Below are 24,807 nucleotides of genomic sequence, written 5' to 3'. Positions count from 1 at the left end.
CCCCCCCCTTTTTTTCACCACCCCCCCCCCCCCCCCCCGCCCGGCTCAGGTGGCGGGTGGGCTCGTATTTTTTTATAAGACCCCGGGGGGGGGGGGGGGCCGCCGCAAGCACAAGCTAATATATACCCAACTCTGGTGCCTATGGTGCTATCGCGCAATGGCCCTGACGGGCAGCCTAGGCCATGGGGCTTAGTTGCGGGATTACCGTTTTTGCGCGTAGTTTGTAGATCTGGTTGTTTGGGTCCCTCCTTATGACCAGTGCCGGTCGGCACGGTCACCGTCACCCTTGCTTGGTAAACTGGTCGTGCCGACCTACCCTTTTGACATAGAACCGCACCCCCTTTGGCAATTGAAGCTACTGGCGAACGGGCGGCATGAAACTCATCCGAATGGCGTCACGCTTCGTCGCTAGGCGATGTGTTGCCGCCGGATCAACGTCAACTGCGGTTCGAGCTGTAGCGCTGGGAGCAAGACGCCCAGGAGTTACCATTGGGCTGCGCACGCTGAAAGGACGGGTTACTCCCCACGCGGCGAAGTTAAATCCGAGGATCGCAAGGGCCTTCAGCTGTCTGCTCGCGCCGAGTCCCTGGGATTCGTCTATCGACCGCTCGCCGAGATCCTGGTCGCGGAGCCCCTCGATACGATCCTGCAGCGGGTAGAGAGCACGATTGGCGAGCCTGCCAAATCACCATCTGTCGATGCGGTCGGCGGGAAGATTGAAGCAACGGTTAGAAGTCACCTCGGGCGACCCTACGCTTCAGGTCAATGCCGTTCGCAGGCCAACCAGATCGTCGGCATGTCCCATGTCCAGACCTTCAGCCGGCGCGCCCCACGCATCAGCCGCCAGGCCGGTGAACACGTCGAACACCGTCCAGCTTCCACCTGGCTCTTGCCTTAAGTCGTACCGCTGCTGTGCCATGGGTCATTCGTTCAGCTTCCGATCCAGCTCGTCAAGCATGGACCGATGCTGCTCGGTCACATCCCAATCTGCTGGACCTCCCAGCAGTTGGCGGATTTGATGGCGCAGCGTCTCTGAAGTAATCCACGACCGAATGAGACGCGATGTAGCCTGCTGTTGCTCGGGAGAAAGCTCTTGCATGGTTGGCCCGCACGGTTTGACCGAGCCCAACCCCTTTGTGACCTTAATGGTTCCCGATGGATTGCCTGAAGAGAGTTGGAGCAGCAGCTACTCCGGCGCGACCGATAGAAAAAAGTTCATCGCCGCGAAGGCCGGCTTTGTAACGTGCAATCAGGCTTTCGGCAGCCGTCGTAGCTTCGGGGCTTTCGCAGTTAATGCCGCGCAGCTCACAAAGCATATCGAACAGCCCCTGGAGAAGAGACAGTTCCTCCGGCTCGAAGGTGCCGTTCGCGATGCTTGTTACCAGCATGATCCCTGCCCCTGCATTGGCCGGATCATTCGAGCGGGTCAGCTAAATGTCAATTCGGACCAAGGTCTTGTCGGAAAGGCCTTCATCGCTCAATAGGTCACAGTGACGACAACCGTGTCGGTGTATACGCCTGCGGAAGGAGTGGCCTGCGGCGGGACGCGACCATAAACCGTGAAGACTTGCGGGACCCCAGTTCCAGTTCCCGGCACTGTGCTGCCGGGCACGGAAGCGTCGCCCCAAGGCTGAGTTCGATCAGCATTCTTGTAGAGGCCATAGGTCACTGTTTCCACGCCTTTCGACATCTTGCGAGTTGTCGGCGGCGATCCTGTCGTGCCGCCATTCAGCGAGACCGTGTAGGCCGCTGCTGGTGTGCAGGTGACTGACACCTGGCCGGTGGCATCAACATTGCCGTCAAGTACCCCCTTTGATCCAAAATCGATGTTCTGCGTCGATACAAGGCAGTTGGCGGCGACCGTCGCATTGATGGTGAAAGTCGGATCAGCCGCCACCGTACCGGAGGCGGTACTGCAACTGCTGCCGGAGGTATAGCGATAGCGAAATTCGACCTGCGCACCGGAGAATGTCGAAAGGTAGGTTCCAGGTGGAACGGTTCCCTGCCCTCCGGCCACGGCGCCATAGATAGTCGCCGTTCCAGTGGCTGAGCCCAATACATTTGGGGTCAATGCCAGTGCCGGAGGGCGGGAAGCGTAGGCCCAGGCATAAGAACCCCAAACCACGCTGCGTGCCGAGTCGGAATAGAGCTGATAGTTGAGTGCGTTGGCTCCGCTAAACATCTGGCGGGCCGTCGCCGACGACGCGCCGCCTGTGCCGGCCGCAAGATGCGCACAGATCAGGATGCGCTGACCGACAATGCCGCTGCAATTCATGTTGATGGTCGCGGTCGTGTTGGTCTGACTGCCCGAGAGAGTGTCAACCAACCCGAAATTCATGTTCGAGACGCTGAAGCTGCAGCTTTGCGCTAAAGCGGACAACGGAAACATGGCAAAGGCCATGAAGATGACAAGACGGAGCATTCGTTCTCCCATGTTCACCTGCATGCCACGTCCTTGATTGCGACTTGCTGACCGGGTGCGGGCGTGTAGAAAAAATCGGCCTTGCAGGAGGTGCCATCCAGACGATCGATCACGACCGTGTTCTGTGCGCTTAAGCCTCGAATGTACGCCTCACCATCGTAGCCGATGACAAACTCTTCGGAGCCAGCCTCCATGCGCCCCTTCAGGCCGGCTTCCAAAGGGGTCCCTGTGCTGTCGACCAGAGTGACGACCGCTGCTTCGGGCGCTTCCGAAACGCCGAACTTCACCACGACCCCGCTGCGATCGGCTGGCATCACGACTTCCTTGGTTGCCGGAACGTCCGCATTCACTGGCAGATTCTTTGGATCGATGGAGACCGTGTTCGGTTCGTAGGAGTTAAGCCCGGGGACCAGGATGCGCCCTTGCCGATTGGTCTTTCCCACCGGCCTGTTCTGGAACTGGACGTCGACATCAGGAGCGCCGACTTCGACCACGGCGAAAGCATCGTCTATGCGATTTGTGGCAAAGACCCCGCCGCCTGCCACGGCAATCGCGCCATCCATTTGCGCAGTTGCCCGCACGTCCTTCCCGTATTGTTGGACGCCAGCCTCGAAGCGGGCGAAGCGCGCGCGATAGCTTGCTGCGGCCGACCGGTTGGGCGTGTCGCCTTCCGAGGTTCGTGCTCGCCAGCCAATGCTGCCGTCTTCCAACCGCTGCGACTTGGCGATGTCGGCGACGACATTCGGGCCGTCCGGTCCCTGCTCTATTCCCGTGGAAGCGGTGATATCGTCACCGAACGGAACCGATAGGCCGGCGAAGACTCCAAAGCTGCCGCTATCCTCAAGGTCGGTGAAGGCAGTGGCATAGAGGCTGCTTCGCTTGAATATCTCTTGGCTGTAGGAAAGGCCAACGATCTGGCTCTTCTGGCCTTCGTCACTTTCAAGATGCGTATAGGAGAGATTGAGGCTGGAAAAATCTATCGGCGCCGGGATGCTGAGCGTGAGCTGGTCTATTGCGCGAGGCACGCCCGTGCTGAAGATCGGCACGTCACCGGGCTCTGACAACGTCGGCTCTGCCGTCACCGCGGCGATGTCATCATAGTCGCCGAAGGCGCGTTGGATGCGACCGTAGATCGACCACCCTTCGTAGCTCATTTCCAGAGACGCGTTGACAAGCGAACCCGTGCGACCGTCCTGATGGCTGCCGGCGACGGCGACTGAGGCTGCGCCATATGGTCCAAGCGGAAAGGCGGCGCCTACACCACCGTTGATCAATCCTTCGCCGCCCTCGGCATGGCCCTCAAGCGTCAGCCAATTGGTGAGACCGTAGCGTGCGGTGGCGACCCCAAACACCCCGTTGGCGTAATCGTTGGACTCGGTGCCGAAGTTACGCCGTGGAAACCCGATCTCCGCCGAGAAATCGAGCAAGCTCTGTCCCAGCATGTCGCTGGAGGTATAGAAGGGGAGCCTCGTTGTGGTCTCGCGACCGAGGCTATCCCTCAACACGACCTGCGCTTCGCCGGCTCCGGCAAAGACTGGCAAATTGGTGACCTGAAAAGGCCCGGCGGGAATCTCTCCGGTATAGGTGCGGACGTTCTGGGCATAGACTTCGAGGGTGGAAGGAACCGCAGCGGTTCCGCCGAAGGACGGCAGCGGCAGCGTGACCAGGTCCGACCGGAGCGCGAAGTTGCGCTGTGCTTGGATGCCACCGAGATAGACCGGCCGCGTCCAGGCCAGCCCGCCGGAAATGAAGTCCCCCGCCCTGTAGGTCATCATCCGTTCAGGGTCTGAATAGCTCCACGTCGTATTAAGCCGTGTGAAGCCACCGAACTCGCCATCGGAATAGCCGGCAATGAAGGATTGGTTGAGCGTGCCGTAGGGGCTGAACACGCGCGCATCAAAGGCTCCTGAAATTCCCTGAAACAGGTCAAACCTGTTCTCAACCAGGGAGTTGGAACTTGCGAAGAGAGAGTAGTTGAATACGCCGCCATAACCCGACTGCGCCTGAATACGATCTCCCTTCTCAGCGGCCTGAACATCGACGACGCGGGCGGCGCGGCCCTCGTTCGTGGTCGTGACAAAGAGGCGCTGCGTCGGCTCATCAATACGAAAGGCAACATCGGGCAGTTGGTCCAGCCTGACCAACCCGTCCGCGTTTGCGCTATCTACGGGCTTCAGGCCGACCTGCTTCAATTCGTCCGGCGTCGCCGCCAGGCGCCCGTCGGGGAACTGCGTGAAGGTCCCTATCAGCTCCGTCGAAACGTCATTGATGAACACCTCGAGATAAAGGTCGCGACGTCCTGTTTGGTCCGGGGCGGGTTCCGCAATTTGAGTCTGCGGAGCCTGCGCGTTCGCCGGCAGGAAAGTTAGAAAGGTGCCTGCAGCAACGACCGCGATTCTACCGCCCTTTGATCGCAACCGGAGCATCAAATGGTCCAAAATCGCTCTGTGCCTTCAGCACCACAGAGCTTGCGGCCAGCGATTTGCTGCTGCCGATCGGCCATTGCATGGTGGCTCCGCCAAGAATGTAGCCGACAAGTCCGCTGCGACTGGCGACCTTCTTGCCGCCTTGCGTCAGATCGATGTTGGATAACCTCAGCCGGCTTTCACCATTGTTACGCGCCGTCAGAACAAGGCTGCGGCCCTTCCGCGACATGCTGAAGGACACGTCAGGTGCCTTGGAGTCGGGATTGCGAAAAAAGACCGGCACGGAATAGCGCAGCACCAGCGTCACGGTCCCAGCCTTCCTGCGCGATGGGTCGGGCAGCTCGTCTACAAGCAGGCGATAGCTTTCCTCGGTCTTCACTCGCGCCTTGCTGACGCGGAGCACGCGAACGGAATAGTCGGCATTCGGCCCGACCTGGGTCGATGGCGGGCTGGCAACCACGTCGGCGGTCGGCTCCAACTGCTCTACGCCGTCAGCCTGACGCCAACGGAATACGCGTATCTGCACGTTTATCGGCCGCTTGGCATCATTGTGCAGATTCAAAACTGCCGCGCTGTCGGGCGCAATCAACTCCAGGCTGGTTGGGGCCACTCTAAGGGAAGCGGCTGCCGAAAGGCTGACGCACAGCAAAAGGAGCGCTGCCGCCCCTATGCATGACTGCATGGGTCGCATGTCGTATCCTCCGTTTGGGAAGTTCAGTATGTCACGGTGATCGCGACGGTATCCGTGTAGACGCCTGCGGCCGGCGTTGTTTGCGGCGGGACTCGCCCATAGACAGTCAGGTTTTGCACGTTGCCGTTTCCGGTTCCTGCAACCGTATCGGTGCCGACTGTGATCCCCCACGGCTGGGTGCGCCCAGTGTCCCTGTACAGCATGTAGTTAACCGTAGCGGCACCAGGGCCGGTCATTTTGCGAACTGCTACGGTCGCACCAGCACCCGCGCCTGCGCTCAGACCCACATTGTAGGTCTGACCGGAAGTGCACTGCACGCCGATGGTACTGGTTTGATCGGCATTGGCGTCGATTACGCCTTTTGAGCCGAAATCCAGATCGCTGGCGGTCTGAACCTTGCATTCGGCGGTAATGGTAATGCGAACCGTCATGTTGCCTGTCGCGACCGCCGCAAGGGCTGGGTCGGTCAGGGATGCCGCGGAAATGAGAGCCAAAAAGGCCGCGAGGCAGGCACGCATTCAGTGTGCTCCTTATCTTTCGGCTGCTCGCCAGTGGCGATAACCGTCGAAAGCTCCCGACCCAAAATGCATTTGGCACAAATTCCGTTAATATTCAACTAACATCTCAGAGACCGCGGAGCTCAACGCGTAAAGGGTTATTTGCTGTTGCTAATGGTATCCGCGATTCAGTTAGGAAGTATTGCCGTAAGTGACGATCCAATCATCACAGGTATTATACATTCGCGGCAATATACTGATCTTCAATTCACATGGTAAGATATCCCGACAGAAATCAAAGTCGGATTTTCGTCTTAAAGTTTAGTTTAAATCTCCACATTAGCGCCAATGATATTTCGGCCACTTTCCAATGTTTTTGACGCCATTGGAATGGTATTTCTCCAGCGCTCACGGCAAATCAAATAATTTGGAGCACACTCGATATTAGCACGTCGTTCCCGTTTTCTTCACATGGCGCCAAATAATTGGAAGAAATGATGCAGCGTCAATTTAAACTAATGGCGGCAAAAAGCCCGTCACTTGCGGAAACGGGCTTTCTGACTGGCCAAAGGCAGGAGAGTGTCACACCGCCTTGCGGCTGGTTCGCACTTCCGTCCCGGCTGTTCTTTTTAGCGGCGGGAGATCAGCAGGCAAAGCTGGCGTAAGTCGCGATCGTAGGTCCCCTGACTGCCGAGCACGTCCACACAACGTTTCTTCATCCGTGCGAGTTGCGTATCCGACAGGTCAGCTACGACGTTGACCAGTCTACGATTGCTGGGATTAGAAGGATTGCTCGGATTGGAAGGGTTGGAGGGGCTTGTTTCAACGCCAACACCGGCATTGACACCATTGCCAACGCCCAGTCCAGCACCAACACCAATGCCGCTCGTGCCGCCCAAAGTTGCGCCAACACCTGCCGTCACGCCGTTAGTGCCACCAACCGTCGCACCTGCCCCAGCATTGATGCCACTAGAGCCGCCGACGGAGGCGCCCAGACCGGCATTGACGCCGCTGGAGCCACCGACTGAGGCGCCTGCGCCAGCATTGCCGCCGCTCGAACCCCCGATAGACGCACCCGCTCCGGCGTCCACGCCGCCCGAACCGCCGATAGAGGCACCAGCACCGGCATTGATGCCGCCGCTACCCCCAACGGATGCGCCCGCACCGGCGCCAATTCCGGCGGCATTTGCCGGCATGCACAAAACTGAAATGATCACGCCACTCGCCAATGTTTTGGCAGTTCTCGCGAAGATACTAGCCATGACACTCTCCTGTGGTTGCCTTACGATGTGCAGCAAGCTTCGCCTGCCGCTCATATTAGTACGCGCTAAGGCGCCACCGAGTTGCACAATAGCCGGTATGATCCGGCGGTATAGTGTCCTGCGGATATAGGACAACGCTGATATTTTATTAAAATGCTTAAGAACAACTGTGGCTCGGTTGCCCCGGACGCGTTGCTACACGAGCGAATTGCCTCGGCCATCCATGTTTCGGGTCCTCGCCATTCAGGAGGTCCACACTGTGACCGCGTACTTGTCAAGATAGCAGGCGCCCCCTCGCGCCATGAACACATCGAACTATGGCTTGAGCACCGCGGGCTGTCCAAATCTCTTCCGTAGTGGCCGGTGCGGTCCGTTGGGCCCAAAGGCCCCCACTGAACCAGCATTCTCCCTTTCCGCGTCTAGTGCGGCCGTAGTGGGTTCGCCTCTCGAGTCAGGGAGCTGTCGCATGGTCTAAAAGCCGGAAGTCCGACAGGGCGCACATTGGAATCGGCGCGATCAATGCCTTCGACGGTGATCGCGATCGTCGCGTTCTCGATCCCAATCCATCCCTTGGCTTTCCGGGGTTGCGGACGTCCTGCCTGCATTTCAGATATAGCAGTGAAAGCAGCTTAGCATAAGCGGCTCTAAGCGTCCTTCGGCAAAGACCCTGTCGCCATAGGGGAGACAAGAGCTCGCGGCTCAAGCCGGCCGCAAAATCCTGGCGATTGGTTGTCAGGATGACGCACATGCAGCTTGCCACTGGCGACAACCTTTGCTTGCCTGCCTGTTCCGCGACGAGAGGAGGCAGGCATGGAACGGTATTTCTCGGTGGCTATTGTGACGCTGCTTTGCAGCCTAATGATTTTTGGCATAGCGCTGACAGTCGCCAGAACCCACAAGAGGACGGGCGTTCTCGCCCCGACCATGACTGGGGATCCGCTGCTTGAGCGGACAATCCGCGCTAATTCAAACTCGATCGAATGGCTGCCGATCTTTCTTCCGTCGATGTGGCTTTTCGCGGTCTACTGGAGCGCGCCATGGGCGGCTGCACTGGGACTGCTTTGGATAATGACGGTTCCCGTCGGCACCGCTGAAGCGGTACCCCGGCTTCTTTATTCAATCTTTCGCCGCATGTGACCTTTCGCTTCAACTCGACAGCGTTCAAAAGGCGAACAAGAGTCCGGGCATAGCTTAGCCGTAGCGCCCACGGGTCTGCTGGCTGCCCAGTCAACACGTTAAACGCGGTCCAGCTTCGTTGGTTCTTTTCTGAGTTCATGTCTCTGGTGAGTCACCGTCGCTAGCCATACATCAAGCAGTGATCGATGATTCCGTGTGTCACGGGGCAGCTTAGCAACGGGCGAAGCTATCGGTGGTTCCGGCGAAACGAATACGAAGCAGGCGGTTGGACCGGCTTCGATTCAACGGCTGATGTCACAAGTGATGACTTGGAAGGCGCCAGAGGTCGTCAGCGCGTGAGATAGAATGACTGACGGCTAACACCGCCTCGTCCTTCCTGCGCGATAGCCTGATGACCTTCAAACGCATGAGCTGACTCGCAACACTGCGATTCAATTTAGCACACGTTTAATTAGCTCCGGAGCATTTTAACGAATCGTTGACCGCGCTGTCCCATTATAGGACGGCGCGGTCAAACCCCAACCGGACTGCGCAGGCGGCTCCGGCACTGAAGCGCCCGCCCAACTGTCGGAGTCGCCACCCACACCAACATACCAGCAATGGTTGAATCAACCGTTACCGCATGTGCTTTCCAATGTGCTTCCCTGATCGTTAGACTTTGACCGAGCGGACGGGAATATGCGCAGAACAGTTCGGTAACATTTGAGACAAGTCGATGGATATGACGAGCTATCTGATCTTGGTGGATCAATTCCCGGCAAGCTCTACAGCGGCGAGCCCAAAAAGGATATTCCTACATCTGTCCGACGTGCGGTCAGCAGGTCGACATGCGTCACCTTCGCCAAGGCGCTGGCCGCCGGTTGTGCCGCGCCGCCTCGCTCTGATTTCCTGACATTCCGATCGCTTGTCAAACGATCCAGCCCACATGCCGCACTTCCGCCGGGAATCGGGTCCATGACCATCGCGGATCCCGCCGATCAGGTCCCTGAGCTGGCGCTGCGTCCATGAGCGGCGCAGGGGGATTGATCCTTGCACTGAACCGTCCGAGGCGGTCTGCGAACAACTCGCCGTCCGGCCGGCATCGCCTTCTTCATGCTGCTCGCCCATCAGACCGCAAATTCCGCGACCATCGTAGCGGTCGCACGCATCGCCGTGATCGCTGAATTCGTGTTCACTGCAACCGCGGTGGTGGCTCATGCCCTCGCCTGGCATTCCGCCTATTCGCCGACCGAGAGGTGGATTGCGCTTTTCGATCCTGCTTTACCTCATTACCGGCCTGTTCTGGCTTCCAGTCGTGTGGATGCAGATCGAGATGCGCGATCTCTCGCCCTGCAGGCCGCGGCAGCGAAGCAAGCTTCACCACAGCGCTGCAACACCTTGGCACGTTCCGCCATTCCAGAAGGCGGCTACGACGACATGAATGCAAACACCATCTCCACCATTCTGGTTGTGGTCGCCCTGCGCCCACGGGCACATGGCCTGTAACTTCGCCGTGACCTCATCCCCTTGAGGGAACAATCTGACCGAGCCCCAGTTTGACCCAAACAAACACGGCCGATGGTGCGATGGAGGCATGCCATGAGATGGTTGAGCAAGCTGTCCGGGAGAGAATGCACCAGGATCGCGGTTCTGAAGAAGCTTTCCGTGACGAAGATAGCCGCAACGACCAGGGCGACCGCAACGGGCATGCTGACCGTCCCGATGAAGCTAGCCGTCATGGCGACCATTGGCGAAATCGTGGTGACTGGGGCAGAGGACACAGAATGGCTCGACACCGGGGGCACCAAATGATGCGCGGTGCCGGCATGCGACTTATGTTTGGCCTGTTGGACACGGATGGGGACAGGTCATTGAGGTTCAAAGCGCGGTCGGCAGGATGTTCAATAGCATCGACGAGAATGGTGACGGCAACATCGATCTAGACGAAATCCAGTCCCTCCTGCACGGCTCCAACGTGCATGGCACAAACAACGAAGACATGCCGTAGCTGCATCAAGACTGAGGAGCCGACTTCAGACGGAGCGGCAAGCGAGTCGCGGTCAGACGAAGGCGCCGTTTGGAATGGCCCAAAATATTCTCTCAAGCTCCCGGAACATAGATCGGCCATTGCGGTTCGACAGGCGGCGGGCACGGTCGATGAATAGCATGGCCCGCTTGCCAAGCGCGGGTCCCGATCGACCTTGCCAACAGAGGAGCGGGCTATGCGTGCGTTGGTCTGGCACGGTAAGGAAGACATACGCTGCGATCAGGTCTCCGATCCAGAAATTGAGGATGAACGGGACGCGATTATCAAGGTGACGAGTTGTGCCATCTGCGGCTCCGACCTTCACCTTTACCACAACTACGTGCCAGCCATGCTGCCAGGCGACATTATGGGCCACGAGATGATGGGAGAGGTCGTGGAGGTCGGCAGGGGCGTCAACGGCGCTCTGAAGAAGGGAGACCGCATTGTCGTACCGTTCACCATAATCTGCGGTGAGTGCGACCAGTGCAAGAGACAGAACTTTTCGGTTTGCGAACGTACGAACCGCAAGAAGAACCTCGGCGACAAGGTGTTCGGGCACACCACCGCTGGTCTGTTTGGCTACACCCATTTGACGGGCGGCTATCCCGGGGGACAGGCGGAATACCTGCGGGTGCCGTTCGCCGACGCCACGCACGTAAAGGTGCCTGACAACCTTACCGACGAGCAGGTTCTCTTCCTCGGCGATATTTTTCCCACCGGATGGCAGGCCGCGGCACAGTGCGACATAGAGCCTACGGATACGGTTGCGGTGTGGGGCTGCGGCCCAGTCGGGCAGATGGCAATACGCAGCGCCCTGCTGCTCGGCGCCAAACAGGTGGTGGCGATCGATTGCCTGCCGGAACGGCTTTCCATGGGGGCGGCCGGCGGTGCCATCACCATTAATTTCGCCGAGGAAAGTGTCGTCGAACGGCTGCAGGAACTCACCGGCGCAAATGGCCCGGAGAAGTGCATCGATTGCGTCGGCATGGAAAGCCATGTCTCGCTGGCCCAGCCCGACACCGTCTACGATCGCGCAAAGCAGTTGATGCTGATGGAAAATGATCGACCGCATGTGTTGCGCGAGATGATCTATGTCTGCCGGCCGGCCGGCGTGATCTCGATCCCCGGCGTCTACAGCGGGCTGGTCGACAAGATTCCGATGGGACAGGCGATGAACAAGGGCCTCACCTTCCGCATGGGGCAGACCCATGTCACCCGTTGGACCGGGGATCTGCTGCGCCGCATCGTGGACGGCCAGATCGACCCTTCCTTCGTCATCACCCACACCGTCGGGCTCGAGCAGGGACCCGAGATGTACAAGGTGTTCCGCGACAAGCAGGACAGCTGCATCAAGGTAGTTTTGAAACCGTAGGGAATCGTCATGAACGTGGTCGCTAAACTCACCAACATCACCCGATCGCCTGGCGATCCCAAAGTGCTGCAGGCCGGGCCGAGTGTGGCCGGTGCCTTCGATGGCCTTGCCCGCAAGCTCGGCTGGTTCAGCATCGCGCTGGGCGTCGTCGAACTGGTTGGTGCCGAGCGGATTGCCGGTGCGCTCGGCATGAGCGGCAAGCAAGATCTCATCCGAGCCTATGGGGCGCGGGAGATAAGCAGCGGCATACTCTCGCTTTCCGTGGACAAGCAGGCTGGGCTTTGGAGCCGGGTGGCTGGCGACGGCCTGGACATCGCGACGTTGCTGTCAGCTTATCGGCATGACAATCCAAAGCGCGACAACGTGGGCATTGCGCTTGCCGTGGTCGCCGGAATCGCTTTGCTCGACATCATCGGTGCGAAAGGCGTCACCACGCGCCACTCTCGCAGGGGGACCAAGCCGCGCGACTACAGCGATCGCAGCGGCTTTCCCGCAGGCACTGCCGCAGCCCGCGACTTTGCCCGCTCTGAGCGCGGCCAGGAGTCCGGCGCCGCCTGACAGAGTGCCGACCTTGCGCTATAAGCTAGTCTGGGGTTCCAGCCCTAAAACCAGGTTACCGATTTTTGAGCTCGACGAGATTGTAGCCGCGCAACTTGCTATCGGCCCGGCCCCATCCTGCACCATGCCGATTTCTACGCCGGATGCGACCTGCTCGCCACGCCCCAGGTGTGGGTGCGGCGCAGTGCCTGCGAATTCGCCGATGGCGCTGACGATTTCCCGGCCGTCAGCATCGGTGATGACGGTGGCGTAGCGGGTCATGAATCACACTCCTGAATCAGCGCGCGTTGCGGAGACAACCTATTGATGGGAAGCTGGCTGTTCGAGGAGGACAGCAATGAGCAACGTCACCACGCATTACGGCAGCGACGGCATCGTCGAGCGTATATTGGCCGCGATTTCCGATGCGAAGCCCGATAAAATCAATGCCGCGCAGCTCTATCCGTTCGACCAGCTTCACGGCCGCGAGCTCATCGCCACGCGAGACCATGGAGGTCGTCTTGCCCCCTCGCCCACCGACCGGATCCTTGATGTCGGCAGCGGCATTGGCGGCCCGGCGCGCTTCCTGGCCGCCACCTATGGCTGCCAGGTCGACGGTGTCGACCTCACACCAGTCTTTGTCGAGGCATCCGGCCGACTGACCATGCTCAGCGGCCTTGGCGACAAGGTTCGCTTCCACGAAGCCGACGCGGCGAAACTGCCCTTCGCCGACAACACATTCAACGCGGCAATCTGCTTCTATGTCGGGATGAACATCGCCGACAAGGCCGCCGTCATCGGGCAGGCTTTTCGCGTTCTGAAGCCGGGCGGCAAACTGATCTGGACCGAAGCCGTGCTGGCTGCCGGCGAGCCGAATTATCCCTTGCCCTGGGCGGTTGCGCCGGAAACCAGCCACCTTGTTGACCGGGATACCCTGAAGACCCTGTTCGCCGACGCGGGCTTCCATATTGACGAAGTCATCGACGAGACCGGCGAACATGTCGAACTGGCGATGCAAAGGGCCAGTTCCGGCATCATTCCTTCGCCTGTGCAACGTCAGGTCAATGAAATCGTGCTCGGCACCGAATTCGTGCAGCGACGCAAGAACTACATCCGTAGCCTGAGCGAAGGCAGATTGGCATCGCTGGCCATCATCGTCTCGAAGCCTGCCTGATCGGAGCCTTGATCGTAACGAAGGGCAGAAACAAAAAACCCGCCTTGGCGGCGGGAAGTTGGCGCAACTCAGCACCAGAAGTAGCGACCGGCAACACCATGGTTCGCAGTTTCGTTCGGCTCGCGAACCACCGCCTTTCTATACCATTGTGCGACATTGTACACGACGGTGCCATTGTCCGTGCACTTCGGTCCGGCATCGATTGTGCTATAACGGCCGGTAAACGGCTACGAAGCCGGTAAAGGCAGTCAGTTGCATCGCGCTCCTGTCCTCCGTCCGAGTCATCCTCACGGCAAGTTCGACGCCAGTAGTCAAAATGCGAAGGCACGATTGTGGCCGACAGCAGACCGCCAGCTGTAAATCTAATCGGACATCCAGGTAGTCGGCGCTCGGCCGGACAAAGGGCGCGACGGAGGTGAAGCGAAAAGTGCAATGCTGAACTTGCTGAAAAATAGTTTCGGGCTTGACCAGATTACCAGCCGGTCGATCTCGCCGATGCGCGCCCGGCCTGTCAGCGCCATTGCCATCTCCAAGTCTCGGCGAAGCAGGTTGCGCCCTCGGCACCATCGGTTGCCAGGGCGTAGACATAGGGGCGGCCAATCGTGACTGCGGTTGCACCAGGGCAAGCATTTTCAACGTCGGCGCGACTGCTCACGCTTCCAGCAAGGATGATGGGAATCCGTCCGGCCACCGGTCCGCGATGGCGGGCAGGGAGTCGATGGTTGCCGGGAGGGTGTCGAGGTTACGCGCACCGTGGTTCGAGACCGCGATGGCATCGACACCCGTTCCGATCGCCTGCTCAGCATCCTCAGGATCGAGGATGCTCTTCAGGATAAGCGGCAGGGTTGAAGCGAACGCAGCCAGGCAATATCCGCCCAGGTCGGCATGGCCGACGCTGCGCAGTGCCAACTTTGAGCACGCCGGTGTTCCGGTCCTTGAAGTATGGCGTTGCGAGGCCGTCGGGAATTTTGAATCCTGCCCGGAACTGCCTACGGCGATCGCCTGGCTTCGGCATGTCGACCGCTACACAGATCGCTTGGCCAAGTGCCGTGCCATTAAAACCGCGATTGCTTTGCCGATAGAGCAGGAACCAGACTGGAGACTAGCTCACCGCCACGCCATCCTCGATCGCTGCCGTCGCCGTGGTACCCAAAGTGAACACCGCTTGCGCCACTCCGGAGCCGCGCGCCGCCGCCACCTCGCCTTCCGGATGCACCAGCCGCTGATATGCTATCGGGCCAGGATTATCGGACGCGGCAGACTTTGCCCGATGAGCGTGATCCCGGTATCAAGTCTTGTCACACGCGCAGCACGTGCCGCTTTCCAAAGGCAAGAGATGCACCTCCTACTGTGTCAGGGCCGTTATCGAGGGGCGCTTGTTGAAGTCGCACTTGCCGGTGACGCTGTAGAAGAAGTCGGCATTTGAAGACGGCGTCGGCACGGTTGTGCCGCCGTCCTCCCAGGCTTGATAGCTGGTTACACCACAAGGCACGATGGTGAAGATGTCGACCTTCTGCCCAGTCGGGGTCTCGGTCAGGTTGTTCGCGTCCACGCCGCTGTAGAGTCGGTTGGAGGTGGTCGGATCATCCGACTTTAGGTACTTCGGGTTGCCCGATGGCACGTACATCTGCAGGGAGAGGCCAGCCATCTGGCTGACGTCGATCGACGCGCCGGCGCTGTTGGCTGGGTACATGGTGTTGAGGCAAGTGGTTGAATATTTCTTGGTGCCGCTGGTCTGGAGTATCGCGTCTGCAGTCAGACCCGTGAAGGTGCTCACGCTGGCGGTGGTGCAAACTTGCGACTGGACAAGCGTCTTGATGTCGGCCCCGCCGTTGTTGGTGATTGTGTACACATTCGTTGTGCCGTAGCCTTTCGGATCACCGAAGCCGTTATAGGTATACTCGATCGACATCAGCGGCTTGGCCACCGTCGCTCCAAATGTCGTGCCGTAGAGCGTCATCGTCTTGTTCCACCAGCCCGACACCTTGGAAACCTTGAAGGTAGTCTGCACCAGGGCCGGCGTCTTGCTCGCCGCCGACCCAACGGCGACCGGCACCGTGTTGATCCTGGCGATCTGCATGAACACGGTGGGCATGGAGTAACTTGCCATGGCCTGCGCGGTGGCGGTGCCATTGGCGGAAACCACAAAGCTGTTCAGTGTCGGGGTACCCAGGCCATGGTTGGCGATGAAGGTATCCTGCAGCATAGTCTGGCGCTGCGCCAACGTTGAGGTTGTGTCCATACCGGTGATCGATAGGACCGCGGCATCCAGCGCCTGCTGCTCGTTGGACCGGGTCTGGACCGCCCTGGTATAGTCGACCGAGAACCCGATGGCGGTGATGATGGGCGCCAGCATGAAAACAAACAACGGGGCCATCGAACCGTCATGGGAACGCGCGAACCGCCCAACAATTCTCAGCATGTTTCTACTCCCGACGGACATTAGCCTACGCGCATATACCACGCGACGGCAAAGCAAGGTCTAAAGCTATCGATCAATGTTTAATCGTCTCTCGCCGCCAAGCCTGGGTCTTTGCCTCCAGGCTTCAGATTCAACAAACAACGCAGTATTGGATCAAAATCTCGCCAGCTACCGGGATTGCTGCAGGCAGAGGCTAGCGAACTCGAACTCCCAAGATGCAATCACATCTGACGCTGCGGCATTTGCCGCGGACCTTAGGCTTTCAAGGAGAGGAACTGCCCTCTCTCCCCCGAGTCCTCACGGCCGAACGCGGATGACCGTCTTTCCCGCACGCCGCTCGGTCGAATTGAAGGTGGCGACGGCATCTTCAAGGCTGGAGACCTTGCCGATATTCGTCCGCAGTCGTCCGTCCCGGATCCGCTGAACGATCTCCCAAAGCTGGCCGCGATCAGCCTCGACGACGAAGTCAATCGCCAGGCCATCTGCAGGTCGAATATCCGTCGGTCCAACGACTGTCACAAGCGTTCCTCCGGCCCGGATCAGGGCCGCGGACCGCTTCTGGATATCGCCGCCGATGACGTCGAACACCAGGTCGACGCCGCCAACCTCCTCCAGTTTGTCGTTGTCGAGATCGACGAACTCATTCGCGCCGAAGTCGAGCGCCTTCTGGCGGTCGGCGGCGCGTCCGCTGCCGATGACATAGGCCCCGGCCTCCCTTGCAAGCTGCGTCACCATCGAACCGACGGCACCGGCCGCGCCGTGCGCGAGCACGCTTTGCCCCGCCTGAAGGCGGCCATGCTGGAACAGCCCCTGCCACGCGGTCAGGCCGGAGATCGGCAGGCTCGCACCCACCGTGAAGTCAACGTCGCCGGGCAGCGGCGCGAGATTGCGTGCCTCCATGGCGACATACTCAGCGAGGGTCCCGTCGCGATGCCAGTCGGCGAGGCCGAATACGCGCTGACCGATTGACAGTCCCGTGGTGCCGTAGCCGAGCGCAGTGACCACACCTGCGAGCTCATGGCCGAGGATCGATGGCGTCCGGTCACGGAAGGCTCGATCGGCCCAGGTCGAAGGCCACTCCAGTTCGGTGTTGACGAATCCCGCCGCATGAACCTCCACAACAACATCGTTTATTGCCGCCCGCGGCTCGGGCCGCTGTACCAGCTTCATCCCGGCCTCTCCTGCAGCCTGGTCCGTCACTACGATCGCTTTCATGGGAATTGTCTCCTCAGACATTTGTGTTGGGGTAATTAGCGGGCGTGGCAGCTCTTTCGAGCTTTCACGCGTCGGCTTCGCGTCCTCCACGACGACCTTGAGGTCCCTGCCTGGGTTCCTCGGAGCTCTCGCGCGCCCGCGATTCCAGGATTTTCGTTATGCGAAGTCCAGCACATCGGCCACCGGCATGCGCGGCTTCTGCGGCCAGTTGCCAGCTCGCTCCGGTCCGACGGTCAACAGCATGACCGGCACTTCGTCTTCGGCCAGGCCGAACTCGCGGTGCACGGCTTCAGCGTCGAAACCAATCATCGGCGTCGAACCCAGGCCCAGCGACCGGGCCATGTAGATGATCGCCGCGGCGCCAAAGGTCGCGGAGCGCACTGCTTCGTCGCGCTGGCGCTGCGGCTGATCATCATACAGACCGCGAGCGGGGATTTCCCACTCCGGCACCAGGTGCGCCGGCATGATGCCGGCTTTCACCACGGGTGCCAGGCGGGCTGGAACGGTGCTGGCATCGGCCAGCTGGCCGATGATGATGAAGGTCACGGCCGCGTCGGTGATCGCGGGCTGATTCCAGGCGATCGGACGCAGCCGGGCCTTGGCTTCCGGCGAGCGTACGGCGATGAAACGCCAGTTCTGCAGGTGGAAGGAGGTTGGCGCGGACGTGCCGATACGCACCAGGTCGCGGATCTGGTCGTCGCTCAAGGTGGCAGCAGGGTCGTAGTACTTGGCGGCACTGCGGCTCAGGATCGTTTCGATGACGGCGTTCGTGGCGAAAGCGTTTTCGCTCTTCCCGCTCTCCCCGAAGATCTCGGCGGCTACGCGGGTTGCGGGTCCGGTGGTGGCGATGCAGTTCATTGGATGGCTCCCTTATCAAGTGATTGCGGAGCCCAATTTACGAGGACGAGTGATTATTTCGAGACTGATTCAGCTCAGTATGATGCGCGAAAGGATCAAACTGCGCCTTCGCGATCCCAGACCGTGTGCGTTACTCGCCCTTGTGCGCCAGTCGCCGCCACTCCCCCGGCGTCATCCCCATCCTTTCGGCGAAGACATGCCGGAATGCCGAAACGGATTGATACCCGACGGTCTCGGCCACGGCCTCGGCGCTGATGGCTGGCTTCTTCAACTCGTTGGCGGCCAGGCTCATGCGCAGATCAGTCAAAAAATCGAGGGCGGAGCGACCCAGCTTGTCCTGAAACTGGCGCATGAACGTAGCGCGCGACATCCCGCACAAATCGGCCAGATCGGGCAGTTTCCAAGGCCGTGCCGCATCGGCGAACATTGCCGCAATTGCTGGTGCCAGCCGCGGATGGCCAGCCAGGGCCAACAAGCCTTCGGGGGCTTTCCCGGATTGGCTCGCCGCGCGCAGTACCAGTGTGAAAAGCGCCGAGGAAAGCGCGTTGAGAATGGCGCGCCCTCCCGCCCTGTCACCGGAGGACTCCATCCGCATCAGCCCGACAAGACCGGCAAGTTGGTTGGATGCGGACCCCATGCCGTCTTCTCCATGGCTGTCCACAGCGCGTGTCACCAGGTTGGCGGGCAGGTAGTTGCGGATCAGTCGATCATGGGGTGGCGCGATAAAAAATCGCCCACACAGCAGATCCAGTTGCTCGCCCTCGCCATCATTCTCGCTCAGCATCCATCCGGCTGACCCCCGGCGTTGCTGGGTAGGAATTGGTGTTTGCCCGCTACCGTCGTGCAGTACATGCGCCGCGCCGTGAGGCAGCAGCACAATATCTCCGCTCAGCAGCTCCCGCGCCGCTCTCGTCTTCGGATCCTCGAGAATGGCCCGGCCCTTGACTATGACGTGGTAGGGAATTTCGTTCGCGGCAGCCTTGTTCCAGGCAACGCGCCACGGTGCACCATAGGCGCAGCGGACCTCGAGCTGGCCGGTCACGGTGATGATTTGCAGGAGATGGCTCAGCCAGTCCACTTCAGACATTGGACCTCGAAACGGAGATAGTGAAACGTCTTATCGTAATTATGGATTGTTTGCACAAATCGAAAGTACCAAGAGAGACGGCAACACGCCCGCCGATCATGAATGCGTCTCCAGGTGAAGAACTTGTCTACATGCCGAGCGCGGAGGCACCACGCACTAGATTGCTGCGGCCGTAACGGAGCAACTGGTAAAAGGATGGAGCAGTTTCCTGTCTCTGAACAGGTGCGAGGCCGATCAGCCGCCGCAGCCTACCGCCATCCCCGCACCATATGAGATTGGACGCTGCGCCCTGGGGTCTCCCAATGAGTGTCCGGTGGTCTCACCATCCATCGGTTGCCAGGCATTCGTCAGAGCTGCTGATGGCTCACGGTCACTTTCAACAGAGGACGGTATGTTGTTATCCAGGCCGATTTTTAGAGCCGAGCGATATTGTGATGCTTGCCTAGTGATCCAGTTTGCCCCGCCGCCTTTGATAGCCACTTGTTGTTAGGCCTTAGCTTTCCGATTCGCTGGTGTTTTCCTCAACGGCGTTTTTGCAGTTGGCTTGCGGCCGAGTCCGCTGGATTTCGCGAGGGCTGACCGCTGGGCCGCGTAGCTCGGTGCAACCATGGGATAGTCCTTGGCGAGCCCCCACCTGGCTCTGTACTCGTCGGGTGTCATTCCCAGCAACCCGAGGTGGCGCTTCATAGACTTGAACTTGCGTCCGTCCTCCAGGCTGATGATGTAATCGGGAAACACGGACTTTTTTGGATTGACTGCCGGAACAAACGCGGGCGGCGTCGCTTCCACCGGCCGACCCAATCCCGACAAGGCAGAATTGACGCTGGCGATCAATTCGGGAAGACCGGCCGCCGGAATGGCGTTCTTCTGGACATATGCCGCCACTATGTCGGCGGTGAGCTGCAACAACTGGACCTGCGGTGCTTCAGCGTCATTCTGCATATTTCGAGTTTCCCATTTGATCGGCTTTGTCTCTATTGAGGAACTTTACAACGTGCAACGGCCCAAAGATCATGGATGGGGCTCCACGCGAAGAAACCTGTCTATATTTTAAGGGGTGGCACCGCACCTGACCTACCCGCTGGCAACTGACTGACCGCAGGATTTATTTCTATGCCGGCCTTGAGGCAGTAGCAGGATACCGAGTGTTTATAGCGCAAGTCGGAGTACGTCCAATCGGGCGCGTCGTCAGCGCGACCATAGTCGGCGGCATTCGCCGATCCACAGGGTATGCGTCAGCCGTTTCGCGATCCGGGGGCTGACGCCGCAGAGAAAACCGGCGGGTGGCAACAATCGCGCGGGTGATCTTCTCGATCCAACGGTGTCTAATCGAGATTCCTGGGGATGATCACTCGTCCCTCCGGGAATCGCTGACGCTTTGACAAACTCGGTTTTCCAGACCGGGGGCCGAGTGCACAAGATCCTGGCATGTCACCGCCAAGGCACCGCCACCGAGCGGAACCGCTTGCCCAGACTGCTGGACAGCAACCATAACATTCCATTTGCAAAGCAGATCGCGTACCGCTCGATTTTCAGAGGAAAAATATACATTCCGGCCGTCCCGGCGGATTTTTACGAGCCCAACTTCCCGGAGCTTGGCTATGTGGTGCCACGAGGCTGTCCGGCTAATATTAAGCCGTTCGCGAATTTTGCGATCCGGCAATTCATAGTCGAGCAGCAAGCTCAAAATGTGCAGCCGCCGCGCATTGCCCAGCACCTCCAGAAATTCGGCCGCTCGTGCGGCGTTAGCCCTTAGTCCGTCCGAGACCATAGATGCCTCTTCCCCAGCAACTTGCCGTCACGCCCGAAGACTGCGGAACAATCGATCTCTTCAATGAACACGGCCAGATCATCTGGCACGAGCCACTGGGCGTAGGACCGAAGCCGTCTCAACCCACAAGCCTTGGCATGCCTCTCGGCGCGCTCGGATTCAAGTCCAGCCATCGTTGAGCGCTGTTGTTGGATTGGCACGAAACCATTGAGGCGTCCTTCCGCCAGCTGACTGGCCCAGCAAGTCGTGACCTGTTCCACTCACCGCTCCTTTACGTGACCCGGCAGACAAAATACCACAGCCATGTCGATAGTGTCGGCTCCTCCATTATGATTAAGGTGGCGGGTTCTCCCCACCGCATTTCGGAGTTAGCCCTTTTGACGGTATGATTGCATTGCGTATCAACGGGATGCGCGGATGGGTTATTTCCCATTTCGACCGAGCCTCCGTTGTTCGGCGCCGACGCAGGCGGGCCGAAGCTTTCAACACATCGACTTGCCCGGTGCGATGTAGTGTCGTTCGATGACCAACACCGCCTCCCCTTCCCTCTGATGGCCTCCATTGATTACCAAAATCGTAAATCCGCGACCTACAGTGCCAGTCGCTTCGTCCGGTCTTCGTTGAGCCCCCAGCCGATTGGATATCGCTCTGCCCAAGCACTCTTGGTTCCCCTTGAAAGATCATAAATGAATCGTGTGGCAGGCCTGAGCATCGAGTAGCAACCATGGGCCTCGTGCTACGGGTGACCGGCGCCCCCGACCCGAAATCGTTGCTCGCCCCTCTTTTCTGAAGGATACGGGCCCCCTCTGTAGCCCAGCAACCACCATCATTATGAGGATTGCTTGCGACAGGGGGGCGAGCGATGCCGTAACCGCTGAGATCTCCTTCCCGGTCGATGTCAACCACGATCAGCACCGAATGGCCAATGACGACGCCAGCTTCGCGTAGTCCCTGGGCGGCATCGGGATGAGTAGGCAAAAGCCTCCTGGCTTTTTTGTTTCGAGCAAGGCGTCACGAAGGCTGGTCAGCGGTTCTGGCAATCTTCACCATGCGACCTTGCCTCCTGCAAACGGCTAACTCGCAATCGAGCGAACGCTACTAAAGAACGCCTCGACCAAGGAAATTGGTATCTTACAATACCGGCGCAGGCTTGTTGGGCTTTCAGTTGTAATCCTGTGCCGATGATGAAATCATGCGCGCGCTTGACAACGGGCAGGTTAATTCAAGTTCCGCCACCAGGAGGAGAAGCGGTATGACCACTCAGGTTGTACATCGCGTATTCGGTCCCAAGCAGGTCAGGCAATTCAGGGAAGTCTACGAGCGCGCGCGCGTTGTGGAGGCAACTTACCCCGATTCGCACATTGCCAGCAAAGCCGCCAAACGGCTGATCGAGGCATTCGAAGCCGAGATCCAGACTGACGGGACGGTTCTCGATTTTCAGCAGCTATGCGAAGCAAACCCCCTGGGGACCGCCTGAGACCCGGACGTTGTCTGGCGAAGGCTCACGATGAACCGCTTCATCTGCCGACGTCAGCCATGCCCTGCAGGCGGATCGTGCTTGCCGTTCAAAATCAAATTTCGGAAGTGGGTCGCCATGCGGAGCGATAGGGGAGCCATGGGGTGTTGGGCGGCGGTGGCTCCCCTATCCTGTCTCCGCATTTGTTCGCAGACAGGCAGCGTAAGCTCGAGCAGACGCCGGCAATCCAGTGTTCAGCGTGGTGTATACATCGTCAACGAAGCTTTTGGAGGTATGATGCAGCGTTGTCAGGAGGTGCGAGCAAACCCAACCACCGCCTATCGTATGAGACCCGCCGAATTAATCGCAAGAGCGCGTGCAACCAACACAGTGCGCGGTAACCGAGGATATCTATAGCCTGGTGCGGCACGGGCATGCGCCTTAGTTCGGGCCGCTCGCGCGGGTCAAACCGGTTTGGAGTCCCGTCTTCTCAACGTAAAAATTTACCGAAAAAATTAACTTATGTTAGAGAATGCTAATAAATAGCTCCTACACTCCCGAGGCTGCTTTAGATGTCAGCAGCCACGTTGCTTGAGGTTCGCAATCAGCCTTGAGCGTGGAAAAGGGGTCGGGTACCAAAACTTCCAATTCTAAGAAAGGGCACTTATCGGGCGCCACAGGTACCTTCGTTGGGGAAGGGTGAGTATCGGTATGGTTTCTACAGCAGGACTGCACAGTTACGGTTCGTCAAATCGATCAAGAGTTCCGTCCAGCGGCACAGAAAATCTCCACCAAGAAGCAGGTAAGCAATACCTTCTCATGCTGGACGGGAGGGCCTTGGACCGCGAGTGTCTCGCTTCGGCGCTTGAGGATCATGAATTGGGCATGGTGGTCGTCGCCATGGGTTCGATCGAGGAGTGGCGCATAAGGAAGGGTTCGGCTTCTCCCCTTTCAACCATACTCTTCAACCTCGGGGGCCGGAAGGTCACCGATCACGGCATTGCAGAAGAAATCAGGCATATTTCGTCCGAGTTCAAGACCGTTCCGGTGGTCATCCTGGCCGACACCGAAGATCTTGCACAGGTGCTGACGGCTCTCGAATGCGGCGCACGCGGCTACATTCCGACTTCGGTCGGGATCGATGTGTGTGTCGAGGCGATCAACTTGGCTGCAGCCGGAGGCATCTTCGTTCCGGCCAGTAGTGTCCTTTCCATGCGGCACCTGATAAAATCAGGCAACTGCGACGCCCGGCCCTTGACGGGCATGTTCACGCTCAGGCAGGCAGAGGTCGCCCAGGCACTGCGACGCGGCAAGGCGAACAAGATCATCGCCCACGAACTGAACCTTCGCGAAAGCACTGTGAAGGTTCACATCCGAAACATCATGAAGAAATTGAAGGCGACCAACCGCACGGAGGTCGCCTACAAGGTGAACGATCTCTTCGCGGAAGGACCTCTGGGCCAAGAGTGATCGCATCAACAAGACGGCCCGTCCTGGTTTAGTGCTGGCGGGTCGTGTTTTTTGTCAACAGAACATTTGAATGAAGGTCGATGGATTTCGCGTTGCCGCACGACCGATGCCACGCGAGACTCCCTTCTGAATCGTGACTTTGCTCCGCGCAATGGAACAGCTTTTGAGAAGAGGCAGTCGGAGGGGTCCGGGGCAACGAAACGCCGCCCCGTTCGAGCGGCATTCTCGCCTGATCAACCAACAGCAGCAGCGGTCTGTGCCTCGGCCGTTCGTGCCAAATGACGGCGCAGGTCGCGCATGTCGACCTGCTGACCGCAAATCGGGCAGGTATGGAAATTGTCGTCTCGTGGGCTGGCTGGCCACCGTGCAGCTTGCCGGGGATTGGTGGTCCAAGGTCGGATTCGCCATGGCTATCAAACATTCAATTCGTCTAAAATGGTCCGGAACCATTTTTTAGCGCACGCTATATTGAATCGCAGTCTTGCGAGGCAGTTCATGCGTTTGAAGTTCATCCCACCTATTGAGCCGGAGCTTGTCGACACCCGCCCGAGCGGGGCGACTGGATTCACGAGATCAAATTCGACGGGTATCGCACTCAGCTCATCATGGATGAAGATGGCATCCGCCTGTTGACGAGAAGAGCGCGCCACAACCAGGACAGGTCAAGCGACTGATCCTTGGGTCTCATCACCGACAGGGGAAGTTTGCACCTGTTGCAGCCGAGCGGCGCGTCTCCGATCATGATGCGTATCCCAGCGGCCACCAAGGTTCACTCGGACGCCGGGATGGGTCCTGCAATTACTGGGCGAAGCGCAGGTGACCCACAACGGTACTTTTGACGCCGCGAGCTCCAACAGCGCGCGCGTTGGGGTGTGATCGATCAGGCAGACGTGCGGCTGTCAGCCGGCGGCCTAAGGATACTCAGAATGTCTGGTTGTAGGCGCCCACCTCGGGGCTGCGGCGCAGCACGGTGTCGACAGCCTCGAACATCTCCCGTCGACGCTG

General features: G+C 59.2%; 24 protein-coding genes and 2 pseudogenes. 10 read left to right on the top strand and 16 right to left on the bottom strand.

What is annotated here, in order from left to right:
- Window positions 1-757 precede the first annotated feature (757 nt).
- Window positions 758-919: a hypothetical protein gene (locus AC0L2D_RS31270; protein WP_245267645.1), complete on the bottom strand. Its 162-nt coding sequence runs from the start codon at window positions 917-919 to the stop codon at window positions 758-760.
- 178 nt (window positions 920-1,097) lie between these two features.
- Between AC0L2D_RS31270 and AC0L2D_RS31265 the strand changes: the two genes are divergently transcribed.
- A complete protein-coding gene (locus AC0L2D_RS31265) occupies window positions 1,098-1,484 on the top strand; it encodes a hypothetical protein (RefSeq protein ID WP_027163554.1) in 387 nt (128 codons plus the stop codon).
- Here the strand turns inward: AC0L2D_RS31265 and AC0L2D_RS31260 are convergent.
- The 5 genes from AC0L2D_RS31260 to AC0L2D_RS31240 all read right to left on the bottom strand — a co-directional run bounded on the left by AC0L2D_RS31260 (window position 1,478) and on the right by AC0L2D_RS31240 (window position 7,298).
- A complete protein-coding gene (locus tag AC0L2D_RS31260; RefSeq protein ID WP_024505610.1) occupies window positions 1,478-2,422 on the bottom strand; it encodes a Csu type fimbrial protein in 945 nt (314 codons plus the stop codon). The genes AC0L2D_RS31265 and AC0L2D_RS31260 overlap by 7 nt on opposite strands.
- Before the next feature lie 14 nt (window positions 2,423-2,436).
- Entirely contained in the window at window positions 2,437-4,848 is a 2,412-nt protein-coding gene (locus AC0L2D_RS31255; RefSeq protein WP_473543993.1) for a fimbria/pilus outer membrane usher protein, read from the bottom strand.
- A complete protein-coding gene (locus AC0L2D_RS31250) occupies window positions 4,820-5,539 on the bottom strand; it encodes a fimbrial biogenesis chaperone (protein ID WP_473543991.1) in 720 nt (239 codons plus the stop codon). The genes AC0L2D_RS31255 and AC0L2D_RS31250 overlap by 29 nt, the downstream gene beginning before the upstream one ends.
- A 23-nt stretch (window positions 5,540-5,562) precedes the next feature.
- Window positions 5,563-6,057, bottom strand: coding sequence for a Csu type fimbrial protein (locus tag AC0L2D_RS31245; RefSeq protein ID WP_024505608.1), 495 nt, complete (start codon window positions 6,055-6,057; stop codon window positions 5,563-5,565).
- A 608-nt stretch (window positions 6,058-6,665) separates the two neighbouring features.
- The gene (locus AC0L2D_RS31240) at window positions 6,666-7,298 is read right to left on the bottom strand and encodes a hypothetical protein (RefSeq protein ID WP_013525013.1); all 633 of its coding nucleotides are present in this window, start codon (window positions 7,296-7,298) and stop codon (window positions 6,666-6,668) included.
- Between the two features lie 810 nt (window positions 7,299-8,108).
- Between AC0L2D_RS31240 and AC0L2D_RS31235 the strand changes: the two genes are divergently transcribed.
- The 5 genes from AC0L2D_RS31235 to AC0L2D_RS31215 all read left to right on the top strand — a co-directional run bounded on the left by AC0L2D_RS31235 (window position 8,109) and on the right by AC0L2D_RS31215 (window position 12,370).
- Complete coding sequence (locus AC0L2D_RS31235; protein WP_013525012.1) at window positions 8,109-8,435, top strand: MAPEG family protein; 327 nt, start codon at window positions 8,109-8,111, stop codon at window positions 8,433-8,435.
- A gap of 1,092 nt (window positions 8,436-9,527) precedes the next feature.
- On the top strand, window positions 9,528-9,920 hold the full coding sequence (locus tag AC0L2D_RS31230; protein ID WP_050580550.1) for a hypothetical protein: 393 nt from the start codon (window positions 9,528-9,530) through the stop codon (window positions 9,918-9,920).
- A 93-nt stretch (window positions 9,921-10,013) separates the two neighbouring features.
- Window positions 10,014-10,226, top strand: coding sequence for a hypothetical protein (locus AC0L2D_RS31225; protein WP_013525011.1), 213 nt, complete (start codon window positions 10,014-10,016; stop codon window positions 10,224-10,226).
- Between the two features lie 410 nt (window positions 10,227-10,636).
- The gene (locus AC0L2D_RS31220; RefSeq protein ID WP_473543988.1) at window positions 10,637-11,812 is read left to right on the top strand and encodes a zinc-dependent alcohol dehydrogenase; all 1,176 of its coding nucleotides are present in this window, start codon (window positions 10,637-10,639) and stop codon (window positions 11,810-11,812) included.
- A gap of 9 nt (window positions 11,813-11,821) precedes the next feature.
- The gene (locus tag AC0L2D_RS31215; RefSeq protein WP_473543987.1) at window positions 11,822-12,370 is read left to right on the top strand and encodes a hypothetical protein; all 549 of its coding nucleotides are present in this window, start codon (window positions 11,822-11,824) and stop codon (window positions 12,368-12,370) included.
- Window positions 12,371-12,388: 18 nt separating this feature from the next.
- Here AC0L2D_RS31215 and AC0L2D_RS31210 read toward each other — a convergent pair whose 3' ends face one another.
- The gene (locus tag AC0L2D_RS31210) at window positions 12,389-12,631 is read right to left on the bottom strand and encodes a hypothetical protein (RefSeq protein WP_473543985.1); all 243 of its coding nucleotides are present in this window, start codon (window positions 12,629-12,631) and stop codon (window positions 12,389-12,391) included.
- A gap of 76 nt (window positions 12,632-12,707) precedes the next feature.
- On the opposite strand from AC0L2D_RS31210, the gene AC0L2D_RS31205 reads away from it, so the two are divergent.
- A complete protein-coding gene (locus AC0L2D_RS31205; RefSeq protein ID WP_013525007.1) occupies window positions 12,708-13,523 on the top strand; it encodes a class I SAM-dependent methyltransferase in 816 nt (271 codons plus the stop codon).
- Window positions 13,524-13,885: 362 nt separating this feature from the next.
- Here the strand turns inward: AC0L2D_RS31205 and AC0L2D_RS31200 are convergent, their stop codons facing one another.
- From AC0L2D_RS31200 to AC0L2D_RS31160, 9 genes and pseudogenes are all read right to left on the bottom strand, one after another.
- Complete coding sequence (locus AC0L2D_RS31200; protein WP_245265420.1) at window positions 13,886-14,044, bottom strand: hypothetical protein; 159 nt, start codon at window positions 14,042-14,044, stop codon at window positions 13,886-13,888.
- A pseudogene (locus AC0L2D_RS31195) lies at window positions 14,035-14,432 on the bottom strand (alpha-hydroxy-acid oxidizing protein). Before AC0L2D_RS31195 ends, AC0L2D_RS31200 begins: the two are co-directional and overlap by 10 nt.
- A gap of 193 nt (window positions 14,433-14,625) precedes the next feature.
- Window positions 14,626-14,721 carry a hypothetical protein gene (locus AC0L2D_RS31190; RefSeq protein WP_245265417.1) on the bottom strand — a complete coding sequence of 32 codons (96 nt, stop codon included), beginning with the start codon at window positions 14,719-14,721 and terminating at the stop codon, window positions 14,626-14,628.
- Window positions 14,722-14,868: 147 nt separating this feature from the next.
- The gene (locus tag AC0L2D_RS31185; RefSeq protein WP_027163552.1) at window positions 14,869-15,945 is read right to left on the bottom strand and encodes a TadE/TadG family type IV pilus assembly protein; all 1,077 of its coding nucleotides are present in this window, start codon (window positions 15,943-15,945) and stop codon (window positions 14,869-14,871) included.
- A 297-nt stretch (window positions 15,946-16,242) separates the two neighbouring features.
- Window positions 16,243-17,160, bottom strand: coding sequence for an NADP-dependent oxidoreductase (locus AC0L2D_RS31180; RefSeq protein WP_024505836.1), 918 nt, complete (start codon window positions 17,158-17,160; stop codon window positions 16,243-16,245).
- A gap of 156 nt (window positions 17,161-17,316) precedes the next feature.
- Window positions 17,317-18,018, bottom strand: coding sequence for a nitroreductase family protein (locus AC0L2D_RS31175; protein WP_027163551.1), 702 nt, complete (start codon window positions 18,016-18,018; stop codon window positions 17,317-17,319).
- A gap of 130 nt (window positions 18,019-18,148) precedes the next feature.
- Window positions 18,149-19,105 carry an AraC family transcriptional regulator gene (locus tag AC0L2D_RS31170; protein WP_063174055.1) on the bottom strand — a complete coding sequence of 319 codons (957 nt, stop codon included), beginning with the start codon at window positions 19,103-19,105 and terminating at the stop codon, window positions 18,149-18,151.
- A gap of 486 nt (window positions 19,106-19,591) precedes the next feature.
- Entirely contained in the window at window positions 19,592-20,047 is a 456-nt protein-coding gene (locus AC0L2D_RS31165) for a Ros/MucR family transcriptional regulator (RefSeq protein ID WP_027163549.1), read from the bottom strand.
- Window positions 20,048-20,453: 406 nt separating this feature from the next.
- Window positions 20,454-20,876, bottom strand: coding sequence for an ArsR/SmtB family transcription factor (locus AC0L2D_RS31160; protein ID WP_127218896.1), 423 nt, complete (start codon window positions 20,874-20,876; stop codon window positions 20,454-20,456).
- Window positions 20,877-22,128: 1,252 nt separating this feature from the next.
- Here AC0L2D_RS31160 and AC0L2D_RS31155 point away from each other — a divergent pair.
- From AC0L2D_RS31155 to AC0L2D_RS31145, 3 genes and pseudogenes are all read left to right on the top strand, one after another.
- On the top strand, window positions 22,129-22,353 hold the full coding sequence (locus AC0L2D_RS31155; protein WP_024505842.1) for a hypothetical protein: 225 nt from the start codon (window positions 22,129-22,131) through the stop codon (window positions 22,351-22,353).
- A gap of 690 nt (window positions 22,354-23,043) precedes the next feature.
- The gene (locus tag AC0L2D_RS31150; protein WP_063174058.1) at window positions 23,044-23,802 is read left to right on the top strand and encodes a response regulator transcription factor; all 759 of its coding nucleotides are present in this window, start codon (window positions 23,044-23,046) and stop codon (window positions 23,800-23,802) included.
- A 495-nt stretch (window positions 23,803-24,297) separates the two neighbouring features.
- Window positions 24,298-24,440, top strand: a pseudogene (locus tag AC0L2D_RS31145) (ATP-dependent DNA ligase); the annotation flags it as partial.
- Window positions 24,441-24,807: the final 367 nt, after the last annotated feature.

The sequence above is a fragment of the Mesorhizobium sp. WSM4833 genome, assembly GCF_055811095.1.
Note: the sequence above shows the minus strand (reverse complement) of the source record. Positions and strands in the feature narration are given on the sequence as shown.